The following is a 19,827-nucleotide window of genomic DNA, read 5'->3' on the forward strand; positions in this document are numbered from 1 at the left end:
GGATGTCGAACTATACGCTACTCCTGATCGACTACGAGCCTCGCAGCATCGAGCGCATGCGCCGGCCGCTCGAGCAGGCGGGCATTCGCGTCGAGGTCGCGACGGACGGAGCCGCAGGACTCGAAGCATTCGAGCGCCTCCAGCCCGACGCGGTGATCGTCGAGGCGATGTTGCCGAAGCGGCACGGCTTCGAGGTCTGCCAGGAGATCAAGAAGTCCGCGAACGGGAAACGTACCCCCGTGATCGTGACCACCGGCGTCTACAAGGGTCGCCGTTATCGCACGCAGGCGATGCACATTCACGGCGCCGACGAGTACCTCGAAAAGCCTCTCACCGACGACCAGATCGTGCAGACGGTCAAACGCTTCCTCGCCGATCGGCCGGAACGCCCCGCCGCTTCGCCGGCGAGCACGCCGCACCCCGTCCCCAGCCCCGCCCCGGCCGCCCCTCGCGCCGCGGCGCCGCCACCGGTCGACTTCGCGGGCGACGACCCCGACCTCTTCGAGATCATCGACGAGTCCCTGGGCGGGCCGAAAGCCCCCCCTTCGGTCCCTAAGCCCCCGGCACAGGCCACGGCGAGAAGTTCCTCCGTCGTGAGCGACCTCACCGAGGATGAGATCTCCGCGCGCCTCGACGCCCTGCTCCCGTCGGATCCGACGGTTCCAACCGAGGTGTCGTGGGAATCGGGACACGCCGTCGGCCATCTCGACCCCGTCCCCGAGCCGAAGGTGAGCTCGATCGCCGTCGCCGAGCCCCCGCTCGTCGAGCCGATCCGGGACGTCGCCGCGGAGATCCTTGCGGATTTCCCCCCGATGCCGGAGGTCGACGGCCTCCCGGACGATCTCGGGACGGACACGACGAATCTCGACATCGCCACGCCGCGACCCGAAGCTCAGGTCTTCGACTTCGACGCCGGGCGCAGCGCCCGACGGAAGGGACGTGTCGCCACCGACCCGGCGCCGCCGAAGCCCGTTCCCGAGCTCTCCCGGAGCTCCTCCGCCGTCGCCCCGGTCGTCGAGATTGCCAAGGCGCCGGTCGTCGCGACGCTCCCGAACGTCGATATTCCGCTGACCGAGACTTACGAGGCACCCAAACGCGGCCTCCCGATTTGGGTGTGGGTCCTCGCCGTGGCGGGACTCGCCGCGGGGGGTTACTTCGCGTTCTTCAGGACGCCACCGTCGGCGGCCGACGCCGCACCGGCCCTGGCCTCCCAGCCCGTCGCCCCGGAGCCGACCCCCGACACCGGCCCGGCCGCGATCGTCCCGCCTCCCGTTTCGGCTTCGGACGCTCCCGCTCGACCCCCGAACCCCGCCCCGGAGCCGGCGCCGGCTGCCGCGGCGACCGTGCCCCCTCCGGTTCCTGCACCGCAGAACCCCGTCGCCAAGAAACCCCAGGGACCCGCGGCGGCGCCGACGGTACCCGCACCGGCGGCGGCGCTCGCCGAGAACGTCCCCTCCGCACCCGCGTCCGAAACCCTCGACGACCCGTCGCTGGCCGTCGCCCCGGTGGCCCCGGCGATCGCGGTCGCGGCGCCGCCGAAGCCCGCGATCCGCGCCGGCGACCTCGTGTCGCTGAACGACGCGGACACGCTTCCGATCGGTCTCGACAAGCCGGCCCCGGAGTACACGACGCTCGCGCGCACCCGCCGCCAGGAGGGGACCGTCGTGTTCGAGGTGCTCGTCGACGAGACCGGCCGCGTGGTGGACGTCCGCCTCCTTCGCGGCATCGCCGGGTCGGACCTGAACGAGGCCGCGATGAACGCCGCGCGGGCGTGGCGGTACAAGCCGGCGGAAAAGGACGGCGTTCCCGTGCGCGTGTGGCGACCGGAGCAGGTCCGCTTCAAGCTCTGATCGTCCCCGGTCGCTTTACACGCCCGGAAGCGCGCACTAGCATCGCGCCGCCGTGCGACGACTCCCCGCGTTTGCCGTCGCGTTCGCGCTCGCTCTGCTCGCGGGGTGCGGCCCGAACGCCCCGGGTCCCCCGACCGGGGCCCACCCGCAGCGCATCGTCTCCCTGTCGCCGGCCCTCACCGAGATTCTCTTCGCCCTCGGCCTCGGCGATCGCGTGGCGGGGGTCACGAGCTTCTGCGACTGGCCCCCCGAAGCGCGGGAGAAGGCGAAGGTCGGGGGGTATGCCGATCCGTCGGTCGAGACGATCCTCGGCCTGAGGCCGGACCTCGTGATCGTGAGTCCCGGTCCCGGGAACCGCGACGCGGCCCTGGTGATCGAGCGCGCGGGAATCCGCGTGCAGGTCGTTCCCGCCGAGACCCTCGACGAGACGTTCGCGGCGTTCCGGCTCGTCGCCGACGCGGCCGGAGTTCCCGAGCGCGGCGCCGCCCTCGCCGCGGAGGTCCGCTCCCGTCTCGACGCCGTCGCCGCCCGCGTCGCCGGCGCGCCGAAGGTCCGTGCGTTGTTCTGCGTGCAGACCGACCCCGTGATCGTCGCGGGAGCCGCCACCCTCCCCTCCGAGCTCCTCGAAATCGCGGGAGGCGTCAACGTGGTGCCGCTCCCCCGCTACCCGCGCCTGGGGGTCGAGACGCTCCTCGAGCTCGCACCCGAGGCGATCCTGCAGTCGCGGATGGACGCCCCCGAGCCGGGAAGCGAAGGGAGCGAGGCGGCGTTCTGGCGGCGCTGGTCCTCGATTCCCGCGGTGCGCGACGGGCGCGTGTACGTTCTCGAGAATCCGCTGGCCCTGCGGCCGGGACCCCGGGTCGGCGTCGCCGCCGAGCAGCTGGCGGCGCTGCTCCACCCCGTCGCGGGGGACGCGCGTTGAGCCGCCCCTGGGGAAAACTCGCGCTCCTCGGCGCCGTCTCCGCCGCCGCCGTGGCCGCGAGCGTTGCCTTCGGTCCTTCCGACCTCGGCTTCTCGGGGCTCGTCGCGGCGTGGCGCGAGGGGGACGACGTCGCACGGCAGATCCTGCTCGACATCCGACTCCCTCAGGTCATCCTGGCCGCCCTCGTCGGCGCCGCGCTCTCCGCATCGGGGGCGGCCTTCCAGGCGGTCCTGCGCAACCCGCTCGCCGACCCCTTCATCCTCGGCGTCTCGGGAGGCGCGGCGCTCGGCGCCACGGTCTCGATCGCGTTCGTCGAGGCCGCGATCGCGTGGAGCACGTGGACCCGCCCCGCGTGCGCCTTCGCGGGCGCCGTGCTGATGCTCGTCCTGCTGTTCGCGCTCGGGCGCCGCCGCGGCCGCACGGAAACGACGACGCTGCTGCTCGTCGGCGTCGTGCTCAACGCCTTCGCCTCCGCGCTGATCCTGTTCCTCGCGACGGCCGGCGACCCCGCCCGATTCCAGGAGATCATGCAGACCCTCGTCGGCAAGATGGGCGAGCCTGCGTGGGTCAAGGTCGGCGTCGTCGCGGGTCTCGTCGCGATGTCGACGGGTGTGTTGACCCTCTGCGGCCACACGCTCAACGTGCTGGCGCTCGGCGAGGAGGAGGCCGGACACCTCGGCCTCGCCGTCGAGCGCGCGACGTGGATCGCGCTCGTCGCCGCGTCGCTCGCGACGGCCGCCGGAGTCGCCTTCACGGGCATCGTCGGGTTCGTCGGACTGATCGTGCCGCATGCGGTGCGCGCGGTCTTCGGCTCGGACCACCGCCTGGTCGTTCCCGCGTCGGCGCTCGCGGGAGCGGGATTCCTGGCGCTCGCCGACACCGCGGCGCGGACGCTGACCGCGCCCGTCCAGCTCCCGGTCGGCGTCCTGACGCCGCTCGTCGGCGGCCCGTTCTTCCTCGTGCTGCTCCTGCGGCGCCTCAGGGATCGCGGATGACCGCGGCGATCGAGGCCTCGGGGCTTTCCTTTTCTTACCGTCGCGCGCCGGTGTTCCTCGGCTTCGACCTTCGCGTCGAGCCGGGGACGATGACGGCGCTGCTCGGCCCGAACGGGTCCGGGAAGACCACCTTCGTCCGCCTCGCGGCGGGTTCCCTGCGCCCGGCGGCCGGGCGCGTGAGCGTCTTCGGCGACGACGTCGCGAAACTCCACCCGCGCGAGCGGGCGCGGCGCCTGGCGGTCGTTCCCCAGGAGTCCCATCCGGCCTTCGAGGCGACCGTGCTGGAGATGGTCCTCCTGGGACGGTTCGCCCACCTCGGGTTCCTCGGGCTCGAAAGCGACGAGGACCTGGCGATCGCGCGCGCCGCGCTCGCGCGCACGGACGCGTCGCACCTCGCCGATCGTTCCTTCGACGCGCTCTCGGGGGGCGAGCGGCAACGCGTGCTGCTGGCGCGCGCGCTCGCCCAGCAGTCGCGCCTGCTGCTGCTCGACGAACCGACCGCGTTCCTCGACCTCCAGCACCGGCTCGAGGTCCACGCCCTGCTCGTCGATCTCGTGCGCCGCGACGGGCTCACCGTGCTCGTCGTGAGCCACGATCTCAACCTCGCCGCGCGGTACGCCGACCGCCTCGTGCTCCTGCGCTGCGGCACGATCGCGGCGGACGGCACCCCCGAGGACGTCCTGCGCCCCGATTCGATCCGCGAGGTCTACCGCGTCGACGTGGAGATCGCGCGGGATCCGATGACCGGACGGCCGTACGTCGTGCCGTTGAGGCCGACCCCGCCGTCGTGATAGGGTCCGGCCGTCCTTTCCGGTTCTTTGTCAGCCGATGGGCATTCAGGGAAGCGGGTGAGAATCCCGCGCGGCCCCCGCCACTGTGACCGGGGACGCCGAAGGCGCGGTCCGACGATTCGGACCCCCACTGGACGGGAACGTCTGGGAAGGGAGCCTTCGAGCGGTTGATCCGGGAGCCAGGAGACCTGCCCGTCGGACGGTGAAGCGCCATTTCGAACGGGAGGTTCGAATGAGGCACACGATGGGCGGCCGCGCCGCGGCCGCGACCCTTCTCGCATTCTCGATTCCCATCCTCGCCGAGGGGGAGCCCGTGCGCGCCCCCGGAGCCGAGGATCGCGTCGTGGTGACCGCGACGCGCGTCGCGGACGTCGACGCCGTCGTCGAAGAGGTCCCCGCGCACGTCACGGTCCTCGACCGGGAGCACATCGAGCGCTCGGGGGCGAGGACGCTCCAGGACCTGCTCGCCGCCGAGGCGGGGATCGTCGTGTTCGACCAGGTCGGAAACGCGGTCGAGACGACCTTCGACCTGCGCGGCTTCCGGGGGTCGGGCTGCGCGGTCTACCTCGACGACGTCCGTCTCAACGACCCTCGCAACAACGGCCTCTCGCTCGAGACCGTCCCGATCGACGCCGTCGAGCGCGTCGAGATCGTCCGCGGCTCGGCGGCTGCGGTCGCGGGAGCCGGAGCCGAAGCCGGGATCGTCCGCATCCAGACGCGTCGGGGGGCCGCCCCGGCCCTCGCCCTCCACCTGGCCACCGGAAGCGACGGCCAGGAACGGTACGGCGTCGACGCGGGGGGCTCGCTCTCCGGATTCGACGGCTTCGTAAGCGCGTCCCACGACGACACCGACGGCTTCCGCGAGAACGCCGGCGGGCGCACGAACCGCCTCGCGGGCTCGGTGGGGCGCACCTTCGCCGCCGGCAGGCTCGAGCTCTCGCTCACCGCGACGGACCAGCGCTGGGGGAACCCGGGGGCGCTCACCCTCGACGAGTGGGCGGCCGACCCCTCCGCGGCCCCCTACAACACCCTCGACCGATCCGAAGGGGACGTCCGGTTCGCCGCGCTGCGCTGGCGCGGCGCGGGATCGGGACGGTTCACCTACGTCGCGAGCCTGGGTTGGCGCGACGCCGCGACCGAGGTGCTCTCCACCGGGCGCGCCGCGGCGGCGGGTTTCGGCGGGTTCTTCCTCGACAGCGACACGAGCGCCTGGAACGCCGCGGCGCAGGGGACGTGGCGCGCCGCGCTCGCCGGCCGGGAGAACACCCTCTCGGTGGGCGTCGAGGCGCTCGACGGCACGACCGACGCGCTCGGCTGGTTCACCCCGCCCGAGGACCCCGGTTCCGTCGATCGCGCGAACCCGAGCGCGGTGAACGCGATCGACCGCCGCACGGCCGCCGTCTACGCGCACGACTCGTGGAAGGTCTCCCCGAAGTGGACGCTCACGGCGGGTGCGCGTTTCGATCGGGACCGGCTCGCGTACGACGAGGCGGTTCCGGACCCGACACTCGCCGACGCGCGCACCTTCTCCGAGACGTCGCTGCGCGCGGGGGCGGTCTTCGCGCCGGCCCCCTCGTGGACGGTGTACGGCGCGTACGGCGAGGGGTTCCTGCCGCCGACGGTCGAACAGCTGTTCGCCTTTCCGACCTTCGGGTCGAACCCGGACCTCGAGCCGGAGCGCTCGCGCTCGATCGAGGCCGGCGCCCGGTTCCGGCGCGGCGGCGCGTCCGTCGACGCGGCCCTCTTCCGGATCGACACGCAGGACGAGATCGTCTTCGATCCGGACTCGCCGCTCGGCCCGTTCGGCGCGAACGTGAACGCGGGGCGCACCCGCCGCCGCGGATTCGAGCTCTCCGCCCGGGCTCCGTTCGGGACGCTCGCGACCGGGCGCGCCTCGGTGACGCGCGTGGACGCCCGGTTCCGGAACGGTGCCGCGGCCGGGAACACGGTCCCCCTCGTCCCGGGGTGGCGCGCCTCGGCGGGGCTGGGGCTGCGCCTGCCGGGACGCGTCGAGCTCGGCCTCGAGGCGCAATACGTCGACGACCAGGTGCTCGACAACGACGACGCGAACGCGCAGCAGCGGCTTCCCGGATACACGATCGCGAACGCGCGCCTGGCGTGGTCGCCCGCCTTCGCGCGGGAGCGCAGCGAGGAGCCGCTCACCCTCTACGTCGAGATGCGCAACCTGTTCGACCGGGAGTACGCCACACGCGGGATCTACGCGCTCGACTTCACCACGTTCGAGAACGCCGTCTTCGTGACCCCCGCGCCGGGCCGGCGCGTCCTGTTCGGGCTCGCCTGGAGGCCGTGACCATGCCGCGACTCACCAAGATCTACACCCGCACCGGCGACGACGGAACGACCGCGCTCGGCGGCGGCCAGCGGGTGCCCAAGGACGCCCTGCGCATCGAGACCTACGGCACCGTCGACGAGCTCAACTCGACGATCGGCTGCGCCCTGGCGTCGGGGCTCGAGCCTTCGCTCGAGGAGGAGTTGCGCCGGGTGCAGAACGAGCTGTTCCACCTCGGCGCGGATCTTTGCGTGCTCGAGCCGGACAAGGCGAAGCTCCCCGTTCCCCGCGTGGAGCCGCGTCACGTCGAGGCCCTCGAGGCGGGCATCGACCGGATGAACGAGAAGCTCGGCCCCCTGACGAACTTCATCCTGCCGGGGGGCTCGCCCGGGGCGGCGCACCTTCACGCCGCGCGGACCGTCTGCCGCCGGGCGGAGCGCTGGCTCGTCGCCCTCGCACGCGAGGAGCCGGTCAATCCCGAGACGCTGCGGTACCTCAACCGGCTCTCGGATGCGCTGTTCGTGATGGCGCGATGGGAGAACCGCTGGCGGGGGATCGACGACCCTACGTGGGATTCACGGGCGTAGCGGCGCGGGCGGTCACCGCCGCGGGCGCCGGGGCCGAGGCGCCCATCATGAACCGCAGCGACTGGATCAGGACCTCGCGCATCTGCGAGCGCTCGACGATGAAGTCGAGCATCCCGTGCTCCACGAGGAACTCCGCACGCTGGAAACCGACGGGGAGCTTCTGGCGGATCGTCTGCTCGATCACGCGCGGCCCCGCGAAGCCGATCAGCGCCTTGGGCTCCGCGATGTTGAGGTCGCCGAGCATCGCGTAGGAAGCGGTGACGCCGCCGGTGGTCGGGTCGGTGAGGACCGACACGTACGGGATCCCCTTCTCGTCGAGGCGCGCGAGGGCGGTGGAGATCTTCGCCATCTGCATGAGGGAGAGCGCCCCCTCCTGCATGCGCGCGCCTCCGGAGCACGAGATCACGATGAGCGGCGAGCGTGTCTCGAGGGCCCGCTCGCAGCACCGCGTGACCTTCTCCCCGACGACGCTTCCCATCGAGCCGCCCATGAACCCGTACTCCATCACGGCGATCACGACCGGTTGGCCGCCGAGCAGCCCCTCGCTGGAGATCAGGGCGTCCTTGAGCCCCGTCGAGCTCTGGTAGTCCTTGATCCGCTTCGCGTACGCCTTCGTGTCGGAGAAGCCCAGCGCGTCCACCGGGGAGATCTCGGTGTCGAACTCCCGGAACTGGCCGTCGTCGTACAGGCCGGCGAGACGCTCCCGCGCGCTGATGCGGAAGTGGTAGTTGCACTTCGGGCAGACGTTCGCGTTGGCCGCGACCTCGCGCTTGTAGATGATCTCCTTGCAGTTGTCGCACTTCACCCACAGGCCTTCCGGAACCTGGAACTTCCGGTCGGTCGCCTGCGGCTTGAAGGTGGTTTTTTCCTTCTTGAACCACGCCATGGCCCGGAGACGCTAACGCCCCTCCCGGGGACGGTCAAGCGATTCGACGGGGGCTTTCGCCGGGCTTTCGGGAATCGCCGCTTCCTCGAAGACCCGGAACTTCGCGACGCGGCCGAGCTCGCGCAGGCGCTCGCGGTCCTTCGCGGGGACGATCGCGAGGTCGGCCTGGGCGATCACGAACAACGCACGGTCCCCGCGGCCGAGCCGCTCGCCGACCCGCTCGGCGGTCTCGAGGTGCTCGGGAATCCGGTCGGCATACCAGGTGAGACTCGGCGCACGGGCGCCGGCGAGGACGACCGGCCTCGCGGGATCGACGAGCGCGGGAATCGACGCGACCAGCGCGCGAGCGCTCCGCCGCTCCGAGAGCGGCCCCCCCGCCGAGACGATCGCCGCCACGAGGAAGACGGCGGTCGCGATCGCGGCGCCGCCGTGCACGAGGCGGGGCCGGGCGGCGAGGAGCCCCCACAACCCGGCGATCGACGCGAGGGCGAACGCCGCCGCGCCGACCGCGGCCGCCGGCCGGAGGTCCTGCTCGAGCTTCAGCGCCGAAGCGCCCCCGAGCCCGACCGCCAGGGACACCATCACGATCACGACGAAGCTCGACGCCCACCGGCGCCGTCGCGGATACGCGAGCTCCTGCCCGATCTCCCACGTCGCGACGAGCGCCGCCAGGGGGAACAGCGGAAGGATGTAATAGGGCTGCTTGCCCCGGGAGAGCGAGAACATCACGATGCCGGCGAAGAGCGCCCCGGCGGCCTGGAGCGCCGTCTGCGCCTCCGGGTCGTTCCGGCGCGCGATCAGCCGCACCAGCCCCGACAGGAGCGGACCCGCCCAGGGGAGCGCCCCGAGCAGCAGCACGGGGCCGAAGTACCAGGGCGGCTCCACGTGCGCCGTCCCCTCGAGCGACCGCTGCACGACCTCGTCGTGCAGCAGCGCGGCGACCCCGTCGAAACCGATGCGCTGCACGAACGCGAGCCCCCAGGGGAGCACCACCGCGGCGAAGGCGCCCAGGGTGAACGCCGCCGTCCGCCGGTGCGGCCACACGTCGCGTCCGGCCAGGGTGCGCCCCGCGAGCATGCAGACGAGGATCGTCAGCGGGCCGACCGGCCCCTTCGCGAGAAACGCCAGGCCCGCGAGGGCCCCGATCGCGATCCCGCGCTGGGCGCCGGGGCGGTCGGGAGTCCCGAGGTCGAGCGCGACGGCGGCGAAGACGTGCACCGAGAGGAGCGCATCGAGCATCCCGATCCGTCCCGAGCCGAAGACGAGCGGCATCGTCGCGAAGACCGCCATCGCCCAGATGCCGCCCTCGTCGCCGAAGCGACGCCGCGCCACCCAGCCGACGAGCAGGACCGATCCGAGGGTGGCGATCGCGGCGTGCAGCCGCGCGACCCCTTCCCCCGGTCCGGCGACCCAGAAGAGAAACGCCTGGATCCAGTGCACGAGCGGAGGCTTCACGAGGCGCGGCCGACCCTCGAACGTGGGGACGACGAGATCGCCGGAGCGCTGCATCTCGACCGAGGTCCGTGCGAACCGCGCCTCGTCGGGGTCGAGCAGGGCGGAACCGTCGAGGCCCAGCAGCAGGAGGAACGCCGCGGCCGCGGCGACCGCGCGATAAAGCCAGCGGAGATTGGCGTCCACGGACCCGTATCATAGCGGCCGCATCCCATGGACACGGTTGCCTGGCTCTACGGACTTCAGAAACTCGGGGTCAAGCTCGGCCTCGACGGGATCCGCGCGCTGCTCGAGATCGCGGACCGCCCCGATCGCGCCTTCCCTTCGATCCTCGTCGCGGGGACGAACGGGAAGGGATCGGTGGCCGCGATGCTCGACGCGATGCTGCGCGCGTCGGGTCGGAGGACGGGGCTGTACACCTCCCCGCATCTCGTCCGCCCGAACGAGCGGATCCGGATCGACGGAGCCGACGTCGACGACGCGACGCTGGAGGCGGGGCTCGCGCGCGTGCGCGCCTACTGCGAGCTCGGCCTCGCCGACGCGCGCCTGGCGGCGCACCCGTCGTTCTTCGAGGTGATGACCGTCGCCGCGCTCGAGTCGTTCCGGGACGCGCGCGTGGACGTCGCGGTCCTCGAGGTCGGCCTGGGAGGACGCCTCGACGCGACGAACGCGACCGAGCCGGTCGCGGGCGTGATCACCACGATCGGCATCGACCACGTCGCGCAGCTCGGAGCGTCGCTCGAGTCGATCGCGGCGGAGAAGGCGCACGTCGCGCGGAAGGGCCGACCGCTCGTGACGGGGGTGACGCAGCCGGCGCCGCTCGGCGTGATCCGCGACCACGCGCGAGCCGTCGGCGCGCTGCTCGTCGAGGCGCACGCCGCGACGCTCCCCGTCGACCCGGGCGAGGTCGGCCTTTCCGGCGCGCACCAGCGCGACAACGCCCGCGTGGCGCTCGTGGCCTTCGAGCGCCTCGCCGCGGAGATCGGGCTCTCCCCCGACCCGCGCGCGATGCGCGAGGGACTGCGCTCGGTACGCTGGCCCGCGCGCCTGCAGTGGATCGACGGAAGGCCGGCGATCCTCGTGGACGGCGCCCACAACGAGGACGGGGCGCAGGCGCTCGCCGCCCACCTCGACGGGCTGCGTCGCGGACGTCCGGTGCTGCTGTGCGCCGCCATGCGCGACAAGGACCCGGCGCGCATCCTCGGACCGATCGTCGCGCGCAGCGCCGCCGTCGTGGTCGCACGGCCGGGGGTGGAGCGCGCCGCCGACCCGGAAGAGCTCGCCGCGAGGCTCGCGCACCCGGGGCTCCCCGTGGAGGCGTGCGCCGAGGTGGGTGCCGCGCTCCGCCGCGCATGCGAGCTCGCCGGACCGACGGGGTGGGTCCTCGTCGCGGGGTCGTTGTACCTCGCCGGGGACGTGTTGCGTACCCTCCAGGGGGGGGAGGGAGCGGGCCCGGTGGCGATGTAGCGGCCGTCGCTACAATCGCCGGCCCATGCGCACCCCCAAGCTCGACGCATCGCCGCTGCGGCTGGATCCCGATCGGTCCCTCGAAGGCCTGGTCTGGGCCGAGGTCTTCGGCCGGTCCGGTCCGGTCGAGATCGAGATCGGGATCGGGAAGGGCCGCTTCCTGCTCGCCGCCGCCGCGGCCCGCCCCGACGTGCTGCACCTCGGGGTCGAGTGGGCGAACGAGTTCCTCCGGTTCGCGGAGGACCGGTCCGTCAAGCGTGGCCTCGAGAACATCCGGTTCGTCCGCGTGGACGCCAAGGAGCTCGTCGCCCGTGCGATCCCCCCGGCTTCGGTCCGCGCGTACTACGTCTTCTACCCCGACCCCTGGCCGAAGAAGCGGCACCAGAAACGGCGCTTCATGAACCCCGGGACCCTCGGAGACCTCGCGCGGACCCTGGAGCCGGGCGGGTGGCTGCACGTCGCCACGGATCACGACGACTACTGGTCGGTGATCGAGCCCCTGGTGAACCTCCATCCCGACTTCGAGCGGCAGCCGGTTTTCGGCGGGCCCGACTTCCCCGCCGACCCCGCGCAGCCGCTCACGAACTTCGAGGCGAAGTACGTGGTCGAGGGGCGCAACCGGCACCGCGGTTCTTGGCGGAGGCGATAACCCGGTTGTACACTGCGCGGGCTTTTTCGAGGCTCTGCAGGGGAGTAGCTCAATTGGCAGAGCACCGGTCTCCAAAACCGGGGGTTGCAGGTTCGACCCCTGTCTCCCCTGCCACACGGCCTCGAACATGAAGCTCTTCCTCACCGGGGACCCGGGTTGCGGCAAGACCACCGCCGTCCTGCGCGTCGTCGAGGCGCTGCGGGGCAGGGTCGCGATGTCCGGATTCGTCACCGAGGAAATGCTGGTCGACGGTCGCCGCGCCGGGTTCCGGGGTCGCACGCTCGACGGGGCGGTCTTCGAGCTCGCGCGGGCGGGCCGCGCCTCCCCGTTCCAGCTCGGCCCGTACGGCGTGGTCCTCGAGGGGCTCGAGACGATCGGGATCCCCTCGATCGCGCCGCGCGAAGGCGTCGGTCTGATCGTGCTCGACGAGATCGGGAAGATGGAGTCGTTCTCGAACCCCTTCCGCGAGGCGGTCGAGCGCCTGCTCGCGTCGGACCTCCCCGTCGTCGGAACGGTGGCCTCCCACGGGGTCGGCTTCCCGAAGAAGGTGCGTCACGACTCCCGCGTGACGCTCGTCCGCATGAACCGCAGCTCGCGCGCCTGGGCCGTCGGGGAGATCCTCCGAAAACTCGGTCCGGAGGTGGGACGATGACGACGCCGCTTCCCGCATCCTTCGTGGACGCCTTCCCCGCGGGGCTCGCCGTGCTCGACCGCGACGGGCGCGTGCTGCAGTCGAACGCGCGCGCGTCGTGCGCCGTCGGCGACGACTTCTTCGCCGCGTTCGGCGCGGAGGGGTTCTTCCACGCGGCCCGCGACGGTTACCTCGGAGGGATCGCGAGCGGACGCGTGGACGTGAGCTTCGAGGGCCGGGGATGCCACGTTCGCGTCGTCGCCTTCGAGGTCGCGGGGAGCCGGTTCGGCCTCGCGTGGCTCGATCCGATGCGGGGCGAGGCGCGCCTGCTCGCGATCGCGCAGGCGTGGGACAAGGCGCTCGCCCTCGTCGCCGAGGTCCGCCACGAGATCGCGAACCCGCTGATGGGCCTGCTGGGCCAGATCGAGCTGCTCGAGATGCGCCCGGACCTCCCCGATACGGTGCGTGCGAAGCTCACGATGATCACCGGGGAAGCGCAGCGCATCCAGGTCCAGGCGGCGCGGCTCAAGGACGTCAAGCGGATCTAGAAACAGGCTGCCGTCCCCGTTCAGTCCGCCCCGCCCATCATCCCGCGCGGCGCGAAGGCCGCGGGACGCGAGGCCAGCAGCCGCTGCGCGACCGCCGCGGCGGCCGCGGCGTCGGCCGTGCGACCGACCCCGTGGAGGATCTCCGCGTAGTCCTTCCAGATCGCCCCTTCGGCGGGGGCGCGCCGCACCGCCTCTTCGGCGGCCCGGGCGGCCTCGTCGAGCCGGCCGGCGGCGCCCAGCAGGTACGCACGATTGAGGTGCAGGCTCGCCGTCCACGGCTCGATGGCGATCGCGCGATCGTAGAGCGCGAGCGCCCCGGGGACGTCCTGCCGCATGGCGCGGCATCGCGCGAGCTCGGCGAGGAGCCCCGCGTGTGCCGGGACCGCCGCGACCGTGCGCTCGAGAAGGGTCTGCGCTTCGGCGACGCGACGGCCGGCGAGCAGGATCTGCGCGAGGTTGAGCGCCGCCTCCGCGTGCGCGGGGTCCTTCGCGAGCGCCGCTTCGAACGAGCGGGCGGCCTCGTCGCGGCGGCCGAGGAATCCGAGGGTGCGGCCGAGCTGGTACCGGATCTCGGCGTCGTCGAGCCCCGCCTCGATCGCTTCGCGGAACCGCCGCTCCGCCTCCTCCCACAACGTGCGCCGCGCCTGCGGCACGACGTCCACCGCCTTCGAGAACGCCGCGCGCGCGGTGTAGTACGCGCGATCGGAGGAAGGGAGCGTCTCGAACGCCTCGCCGAGGATCGGCTCGATCGCGTACGAGCCGCGAACGGGCGCCCCCTCCTTCGACGGGTCCCGTCGGATCCAGTGATCGGTGAAGGTGGTGTGCGGATGGTCGAGCGGCGCGCCGCGCCGCATGTGGCAGCGCACGCAGTCCGCATCTGCCTTCGGACAGCTCCCCGCGGGGTGGCAGCGCGCGCACGCGGCGTCGAACGCGTTCTCGGGCCGCTCTTTCGAGTAGACCGACACGTGCGGGTAGTGGCAGTGGAGGCAGTCGAACTTCCCCGGGCTCTCGAGGTAACAGCGGCTCAGCAGGAACCGGTCGGCCTGCGCGGAGATGCCGAAGTGCGGACCGAGCGGCTCCCGGTAGCGGAACGGGACGAGGACGTCGCCGAGGTCCATGCCCGGCCGGAACGACTCGAGATCCCGTTCGCGGTGCGCGACGCGCTCGGTGCTCGTGGATCCTCCGAGGTGGCATTGCAGGCAGACCTGGATCCGGCGCGGCTGCGGAAGCCGCTTCGGATTCACGATCGTCGGATCGGCGCTCCCGGACGGAACCTCGGCGGTCGTCTTCCACTTCGCGACGTGCGCCGAGCCGGGCCCGTGGCAACGCTCGCAGTCGATCCCCTCGGGGATCGGCTCCCGGAACGCCCCCCGTCGACCCGGCACGGCCTCCATCCGCGCGTTGTGGCAGAAGACGCACGACGTCGAGACGACGCGGTTGAAGTAGTCGTTCTTGTGCTCGTACCCCGGGCAGAGGTCCCAGCCGGGAAGCGCGGGATACCAGCAGACCGGCAGCTGGAACATCGTCCCGCCCGCGACCGTGACGTACGACCGGGAGTGGTTCCCGGACCCCGCGACCTGCTGCATCTCCCGCTCGTCGACCGCCCACTCGCGTCCCGAGGCGTCGCGCAGCGACTGGCGCATGAAGAACCGACCGTCCCGCTCGAGCATCCGGTAGACGAGCCCGCTCCGCTCCAGCTCGACGGTGTTGTTCCGGCTGAAATCCTCGATCGCGCTGGCCTTCGTGAGCGGGTACCAGGAGCGACCCATGCCCGTCTCGTGGAAGGTCGCCGCGATGTCGGGGTGGCAAGCGGCGCACGCCTGAGGGCCCGCGTACGAGGCCTGCGGAACGTGCGCCACCGGATCGGCCGCCGCCGGCGCCGTGGGGTTGCTCGAGGAGCAAGCGGCGGCGAGACACGCGAACACCACGATCGCCGTCGCCGCGTGGCAGGAGATCGCCGTCACAACGCCGGAGAATGTACCCCGAGAAGGCGCCGGACGAGATCGCCATCCGCGGTCCACGGAAGCTCGGGCTCCTCGACGTCGCGGATCGGCTCGACCTCGAAGGGGAGCTTCGCCGTGAACCGGTTGTAGACCTCGGCGAGCAGCGGCTTGAGGTGAACCACGTCCTCGAGGCAGTAACGCAGGAGCGACTCCCGCGCGCCGGCGGTGCCGCGGCGATGCTCGCGCCAGAGCAGCACCGCGAGGAAGCCGTCCGCTCCCTCGATCTCGCTCGATCGGGCGATCCCCAACTGGCGCTCCGCCCCCTTGAGCCCGCCCTTCACCCCGAGGCGGTGCAGGGGGTAACGCAGGTCGATGTGGTGGAAACGCGAGAAGTCCACGATCGGGAAGGCGCGCTGCAGCACCGGCACGTCGAAACACAGGCCGTTGTAGGTCACGATCAGGTCGAACGGCCGCAGGGCGTCGGGGAAATCCATGAGGTTCTCCCCCTTCACGAACGCCCACGCCTCCTTCCCGTCCGAAAGGCCGACGCAGGTGATCGCGTCCCGGACGGGGTCGAGCCCTTCGGTCTCGATGTCCAGGAACGCCGTCCGCCCTTCGAACTCGGGGGCGAGCCGCCAGTGCTCCCTGCGCGGAAGCGTCCTCGCGGCGAGCTCGGGGTCGAGGTTCGGCTCGATCAGCGCCCGCCACGGATCGCGGGGATGCGCCCCCAGGAACGACTCCCAGGTCGTGAAACCCTGGTCCCACAGCCGACGCTCGCGGACCGCGCCGACTCCCGGGACGTGGATGAACGACGACCGGAGCATGACGGCTATTATGGGGGTCACACCCATGGATCGAGTCCTCTACGACGGCGATTGCGGGTTGTGCCACCGCGCGGTGCGGTTCGCCCTGCGCCACGACCCCGACGGGACCAAGTTCCGTTTCGCGCCGCTGCCGCCGGACGGACCGGAGAACAGCGTGGTGGTGATCACCGCCGAGGGGCGGCGGCTGCTGCGGTCGGACGCGGTGATCCGGCTGCTGGTGCTGGGCGGACCGGGGTGGTCCGCGCTCGGTCACGCGCTGCGGATCGTGCCGCGCCCGATCCGCGACGCGGGTTACCGCGGCGTGGCGAGGATCCGCCGTCGGCTGTTCCCCCGTCCCGAGGGGTCCTGCCCGGTGATCGACCCCGAGCTGCGGAAGCGGTTCGAACTCTGACGCGCCTTTGCTAGACTCCCCGTTCTCCCGAATCCGAACTCCCCGGAGGTCGTCTCGATGCGGTTCGAGAACGCGTTCATCCCTTACGGCGGCTACTGGTCCACTCCCTTCTGCAAGTGGCAGGGGAGCTTCGCGCACCTCAACGCGATCTCCTTCGCCGCCGACACCGCGAAGCGGTTCCTCGACGCCCGCGGGATCGCGCCGACGAGCTTCGACGGAGTGACGCTCGGGATCACGGTTCTCCAGAAGAGCCAGCTCTACGGCGGCCCGTGGCTCGCCGCGATGCTGGGCGGCGAGGGGATCACCGGGACCATGGTCTCGCAGGCCTGCGCCACCGGCGCCCGGTCCCTCGCGACCGCGGCCTCCGAGGTCGCGTTGTCCGGGGATCGGACGGTCCTCGCCGTCACCGCCGACCGCTGCAGCAACGGCGCCCACGTCTACTACCCGAATCCCCTCGGCCCCGGCGGCACGGGCGACAAGGAGGACATCGTCCTCGACAGCTTCGGGAACGACCCGTGGGCGCGGAACTCGATGATCCAGACCGCCGAAAACGTCGCCGCGGAGGCGGGGATCACGCGGGAGGAGCAGGACGACCTCACCGCGATCCGCTACGAGCAGTATCGGGCGGCGCTCGCCGACGATTCGGCGTTCCTCAAGCGGTTCATGATCCTCCCCTTCGAGGTGAAGGACGCCTCGGGCCGGAAGGTGATCGGGACCGTGACCGGGGACGAGGGCGTGTTCGCCACCACGCGGGACGGGCTGCGCGCCCTCAAGCCGGTGCTCCCGAACGGCACGGTGACGTTCGGCAGCCAGACCCACCCGGCCGACGGCAACTGCGGCGCGATCGTCACGACGCGCGACCGCGCGAAGTCCTTCTCGAAAGACCCGTCGATCGAGGTTCGTCTCGTCAGCTACGGACAGGGGCGCGCGAAGAAGGGGTTCATGGCGATGGCGACCGTCCCCGCGGCCAGGGCGGCGCTCGAGAGCGCGGGGATCTCCCTGTCCGACGTGAAGGTGATCAAGACCCACAACCCGTTCGCGGTGAACGACGTCTACCTCGCCCGCGAGCTCGGGCTCGCGTTCGACGCGTTCAATCGCTACGGCTCGTCGCTGATCTTCGGTCACCCGCAGGGCCCCACCGGGATGCGCCTGGTCCTCGAGGCGATCGAGGAGCTCGCGCTCGCGGGGGGCGGGTACGGCCTGTTCGTCGGCTGCGCCGCGGGGGACACCGCGGGGGCCGTCGTGATCAAGGTCGGCAAGTGAGCGAGCCCGGCGCGGCGCGGCGCGACCCGTTCCAGCTCTTCCTGATCGTCGCGTGCGTCGCCCTCTGCGGGCTCGTGATCGCGCTCGCCGTGCAGAACCGGTCGCTGAAGGCTCAGGTGGCGGAGCTCGAGTCGCGCTCCCACGGAGCCGGCGCCCCGGTGGACGAGCTGAAGGCCGGCGACTCCCTGCCGCCGTTCGACCTCGCCGCCGCTTCGGGCGAGAAGATCCGGCTCGCCTTCGACGGCAGCGGCGCCAGGACGCTCCTGCTCGTCTTCTCCTCGACCTGCCCCGCCTGCCAGCAGACCTTTCCGACCTGGAACCGGATGCTCGCCGACGGCACGCCCGACGGCCTGCGCGTCGTCGGGGTCCAGACGGACCTCACGGGAGGCGCCGCGGCGGAGGTCGCGACCTTCCCGGTCTACGGCTTCGACGGCACCCGGCCCGACGGGTTCTCGAAGATCCCGTTCATCCCGTGCTCGGCGGTCCTCGACGCGAAGGGGAAGGTCGAATACGTCGTCTTCGGCGTGCTCGACGACGGGAAGCTCGCCGAGCTTCGGAAAGCCGCGGGAATCTAGCGGTCGCGTAACCGCGCGGCCCTGGCCCGCATCGAAGCGGCCGTGGAGCGTTACAACGTCATCGTGATCGGCGCGGGCTCGGGCGGCCTCGTGGTCGCCGCGGGCGCCGCGGGTCTCGGCGCCCGGGTCGCCCTCGTCGAGAAACACAAGATGGGGGGCGACTGCCTCAACTACGGCTGCGTCCCGTCCAAGGCGCTGCTTCGTGCGGCCAAGGCCGCGCAGGAAGCGCGCGAGGCGCACCGCTTCGGGGTCCGCGGCGTCGCCGACCCGGGGCCGCAGGACGCGAAGACGGTGATGGACTGGGTTCGCGCCTGCCAGGCGAAGATCGCGCCGCACGATTCGGTCGAGCGTTTCACGGGCCTGGGCGTCGAGGTCTTCCTCGGCGCGGGCCGCCTGAGGAACTCCCACGAGGTCGAGGTCGACGGAAAGACGCTCTGGGGCCGCCACGTCGTGATCGCGACCGGCTCGCGCGCCTTCATTCCCGAGACGCCGGGGCTGAAGGAGGCGGGATTCCTCACGAACGAGACGGTCTTCGACGTCGAGACGCTCCCCGGACATCTCGTCGTCTTCGGCGGCGGCCCGATCGGCTGCGAGCTGGGCCAGGCGTTCCGCCGTCTCGGCTCGAAGGTCACGATCCTCTCCTCGCGGGAGCACGTGGTGCCGAAGGAAGACCCCGACGTCGCCGCGGTCCTCGCGAAGCGCCTGCGCGCCGAAGGGATCGAGATCCTCGACAAGGCGAAGGCCGATCGCGTGGAGCTTCGCGACGGGAAGAAGATCGTCCACGTCGCGGGGCGTGAGCTCGCGTGCGACGCGATCCTCGTCTCGGCGGGGCGCCGCGCGGTCGTCGACGGGCTCGGCCTCGACGCCGCGGGGGTCGCGCACGACGGCCGCGGCGTGACCATCGACGCGAATTGCCGCACCAACGTCCCGAACGTCTGGGCGGTCGGCGACGTCGCCGGCCCCTTCCAGTTCACCCACTGGGCCGGTCACCAGGCGCGCGTGGTGATCCAGAACATCCTCTTCCCGGTGAAGGCGAAGTTCGATGCCGACAACCTCCCTTGGACGACCTTCACCGACCCCGAGATCGCGCACGTCGGCCTCAACGAGAGCGAAGCGAAACGTCGCGACGTCGAACACGTCGTCGTGAGCTCGGACTTCGGCCACAACGACCGCGCGATCTGCGACGGCACCGACGCGGACCACTTCGCGAAGGTGATCGCGACCCCGAAGGGGAAGATCCTCGGCGCCACGATCGTCCATCCCCACGCGGGGGACCTCCTCGCGGAGCTCGTCCTCGCCAAGAAACACGGCATCTCCCTGTCGAAGCTGTCGGGGACGATCCACGCCTACCCGACGCTGTCGGAGATCGGCCGCGCGCTCGGCGACGCCTACCGCCGGACGACCCTCACGCCGGGCACGAAGGCGAGGCTCACGAAGGTGTACGCATGGCTTCGCCGGTGAACCGGACGAAACTCGTCGTCGGGATCGTCGCGGTCGCCGCGGCGATCGTCGCGATCCGCTTCCTCCCGGTGGCCGCGTGGCTGACGTCGTTCCAGGAGTGGGTGAAGGGGTTCGGCGTCTGGGGGGTCGCCCTCTACGCGCTGGTCTACGCGGCGTGCACCGTCGCGTTCATCCCCGGCTCGATCCTCACCCTGGGCGCCGGCGCGATCTTCGGTCTCGCGCAGGGGTTCCTCGCGGTGATCGTCGGCGCGTCGCTGGGGGCGACGTTGTCGTTCTTTCTGGCGCGCGGCGTCCTGCGCGAC

19 protein-coding genes, 1 tRNA gene and 1 riboswitch are annotated in these 19,827 nt (G+C 72.0%); of the genes, 16 read left to right on the forward strand and 4 right to left on the reverse strand.

Annotation, left to right across the window (positions count from 1 at the left end):
• Nucleotides 1–2 precede the first annotated feature (2 nt).
• The 6 genes from VF139_01045 (at nucleotide 3) to VF139_01070 (ending at nucleotide 7,435) form a co-directional block, all read left to right on the forward strand.
• Entirely contained in the window at nucleotides 3–1,850 is a 1,848-nt protein-coding gene (locus VF139_01045) for a TonB family protein (GenBank protein ID HEX6849964.1), read from the forward strand.
• A gap of 52 nt (nucleotides 1,851–1,902) precedes the next feature.
• Nucleotides 1,903–2,772, forward strand: coding sequence for a helical backbone metal receptor (locus VF139_01050; GenBank protein ID HEX6849965.1), 870 nt, complete (start codon nucleotides 1,903–1,905; stop codon nucleotides 2,770–2,772).
• On the forward strand, nucleotides 2,769–3,767 hold the full coding sequence (locus VF139_01055) for an iron ABC transporter permease (protein HEX6849966.1): 999 nt from the start codon (nucleotides 2,769–2,771) through the stop codon (nucleotides 3,765–3,767). Before VF139_01050 ends, VF139_01055 begins: the two co-directional genes overlap by 4 nt.
• A complete protein-coding gene (locus VF139_01060; protein HEX6849967.1) occupies nucleotides 3,764–4,558 on the forward strand; it encodes an ABC transporter ATP-binding protein in 795 nt (264 codons plus the stop codon). The genes VF139_01055 and VF139_01060 overlap by 4 nt, the downstream gene beginning before the upstream one ends.
• Nucleotides 4,559–4,561: 3 nt before the next feature.
• A riboswitch (cobalamin riboswitch) is annotated at nucleotides 4,562–4,769 on the forward strand.
• A 21-nt stretch (nucleotides 4,770–4,790) separates the two neighbouring features.
• On the forward strand, nucleotides 4,791–6,869 hold the full coding sequence (locus VF139_01065; protein HEX6849968.1) for a TonB-dependent receptor: 2,079 nt from the start codon (nucleotides 4,791–4,793) through the stop codon (nucleotides 6,867–6,869).
• A gap of 2 nt (nucleotides 6,870–6,871) precedes the next feature.
• On the forward strand, nucleotides 6,872–7,435 hold the full coding sequence (locus VF139_01070; protein HEX6849969.1) for a cob(I)yrinic acid a,c-diamide adenosyltransferase: 564 nt from the start codon (nucleotides 6,872–6,874) through the stop codon (nucleotides 7,433–7,435).
• Here the strand turns inward: VF139_01070 and accD are convergent.
• A complete protein-coding gene (accD, locus tag VF139_01075) occupies nucleotides 7,413–8,321 on the reverse strand; it encodes an acetyl-CoA carboxylase, carboxyltransferase subunit beta (protein HEX6849970.1) in 909 nt (302 codons plus the stop codon). The two genes, VF139_01070 and accD, sit on opposite strands and share 23 nt — an antisense overlap.
• A gap of 12 nt (nucleotides 8,322–8,333) precedes the next feature.
• Nucleotides 8,334–9,959: a glycosyltransferase family 39 protein gene (locus VF139_01080; protein ID HEX6849971.1), complete on the reverse strand. Its 1,626-nt coding sequence runs from the start codon at nucleotides 9,957–9,959 to the stop codon at nucleotides 8,334–8,336.
• 27 nt (nucleotides 9,960–9,986) lie between these two features.
• Between VF139_01080 and VF139_01085 the strand changes: the two genes are divergently transcribed.
• The 5 genes from VF139_01085 (at nucleotide 9,987) to VF139_01105 (ending at nucleotide 13,068) form a co-directional block, all read left to right on the forward strand.
• A complete protein-coding gene (locus VF139_01085; protein ID HEX6849972.1) occupies nucleotides 9,987–11,240 on the forward strand; it encodes a folylpolyglutamate synthase/dihydrofolate synthase family protein in 1,254 nt (417 codons plus the stop codon).
• A gap of 25 nt (nucleotides 11,241–11,265) precedes the next feature.
• Nucleotides 11,266–11,889, forward strand: a complete 624-nt coding sequence (gene trmB / locus VF139_01090) for a tRNA (guanosine(46)-N7)-methyltransferase TrmB (GenBank protein ID HEX6849973.1) — start codon at nucleotides 11,266–11,268, stop codon at nucleotides 11,887–11,889.
• A gap of 38 nt (nucleotides 11,890–11,927) precedes the next feature.
• Nucleotides 11,928–12,003, forward strand: a tRNA-Trp gene (locus VF139_01095).
• Nucleotides 12,004–12,016: 13 nt separating this feature from the next.
• The gene (locus tag VF139_01100) at nucleotides 12,017–12,541 is read left to right on the forward strand and encodes a nucleoside-triphosphatase (GenBank protein ID HEX6849974.1); all 525 of its coding nucleotides are present in this window, start codon (nucleotides 12,017–12,019) and stop codon (nucleotides 12,539–12,541) included.
• Complete coding sequence (locus VF139_01105) at nucleotides 12,538–13,068, forward strand: histidine kinase dimerization/phospho-acceptor domain-containing protein (protein HEX6849975.1); 531 nt, start codon at nucleotides 12,538–12,540, stop codon at nucleotides 13,066–13,068. The genes VF139_01100 and VF139_01105 overlap by 4 nt, the downstream gene beginning before the upstream one ends.
• Nucleotides 13,069–13,088: 20 nt before the next feature.
• Here the strand turns inward: VF139_01105 and VF139_01110 are convergent, their stop codons facing one another.
• Together VF139_01110 and VF139_01115 are read right to left on the reverse strand one after the other, a co-directional pair.
• The gene (locus VF139_01110; GenBank protein ID HEX6849976.1) at nucleotides 13,089–15,032 is read right to left on the reverse strand and encodes a tetratricopeptide repeat protein; all 1,944 of its coding nucleotides are present in this window, start codon (nucleotides 15,030–15,032) and stop codon (nucleotides 13,089–13,091) included.
• Entirely contained in the window at nucleotides 15,029–15,835 is an 807-nt protein-coding gene (locus tag VF139_01115; GenBank protein ID HEX6849977.1) for a ribonuclease H-like domain-containing protein, read from the reverse strand. Before VF139_01115 ends, VF139_01110 begins: the two co-directional genes overlap by 4 nt.
• Before the next feature lie 25 nt (nucleotides 15,836–15,860).
• On the opposite strand from VF139_01115, the gene VF139_01120 reads away from it, so the two are divergent.
• The 5 genes from VF139_01120 to VF139_01140 form a co-directional block, all read left to right on the forward strand.
• Nucleotides 15,861–16,226: a DCC1-like thiol-disulfide oxidoreductase family protein gene (locus tag VF139_01120; protein ID HEX6849978.1), complete on the forward strand. Its 366-nt coding sequence runs from the start codon at nucleotides 15,861–15,863 to the stop codon at nucleotides 16,224–16,226.
• A gap of 57 nt (nucleotides 16,227–16,283) precedes the next feature.
• The gene (locus tag VF139_01125) at nucleotides 16,284–17,489 is read left to right on the forward strand and encodes a thiolase family protein (GenBank protein ID HEX6849979.1); all 1,206 of its coding nucleotides are present in this window, start codon (nucleotides 16,284–16,286) and stop codon (nucleotides 17,487–17,489) included.
• Complete coding sequence (locus tag VF139_01130; protein HEX6849980.1) at nucleotides 17,486–18,064, forward strand: hypothetical protein; 579 nt, start codon at nucleotides 17,486–17,488, stop codon at nucleotides 18,062–18,064. The genes VF139_01125 and VF139_01130 overlap by 4 nt, the downstream gene beginning before the upstream one ends.
• Nucleotides 18,065–18,106: 42 nt before the next feature.
• Nucleotides 18,107–19,525: an FAD-dependent oxidoreductase gene (locus tag VF139_01135; protein ID HEX6849981.1), complete on the forward strand. Its 1,419-nt coding sequence runs from the start codon at nucleotides 18,107–18,109 to the stop codon at nucleotides 19,523–19,525.
• On the forward strand, nucleotides 19,510–19,827 hold a 318-nt coding region (locus VF139_01140), incomplete at its 3' end, for a hypothetical protein (protein HEX6849982.1). The genes VF139_01135 and VF139_01140, both read left to right, overlap by 16 nt.

The organism is Candidatus Polarisedimenticolaceae bacterium, from assembly GCA_036376135.1.
Taxonomy (GTDB): domain Bacteria; phylum Acidobacteriota; class Polarisedimenticolia; order Polarisedimenticolales; family DASRJG01; genus DASVAW01.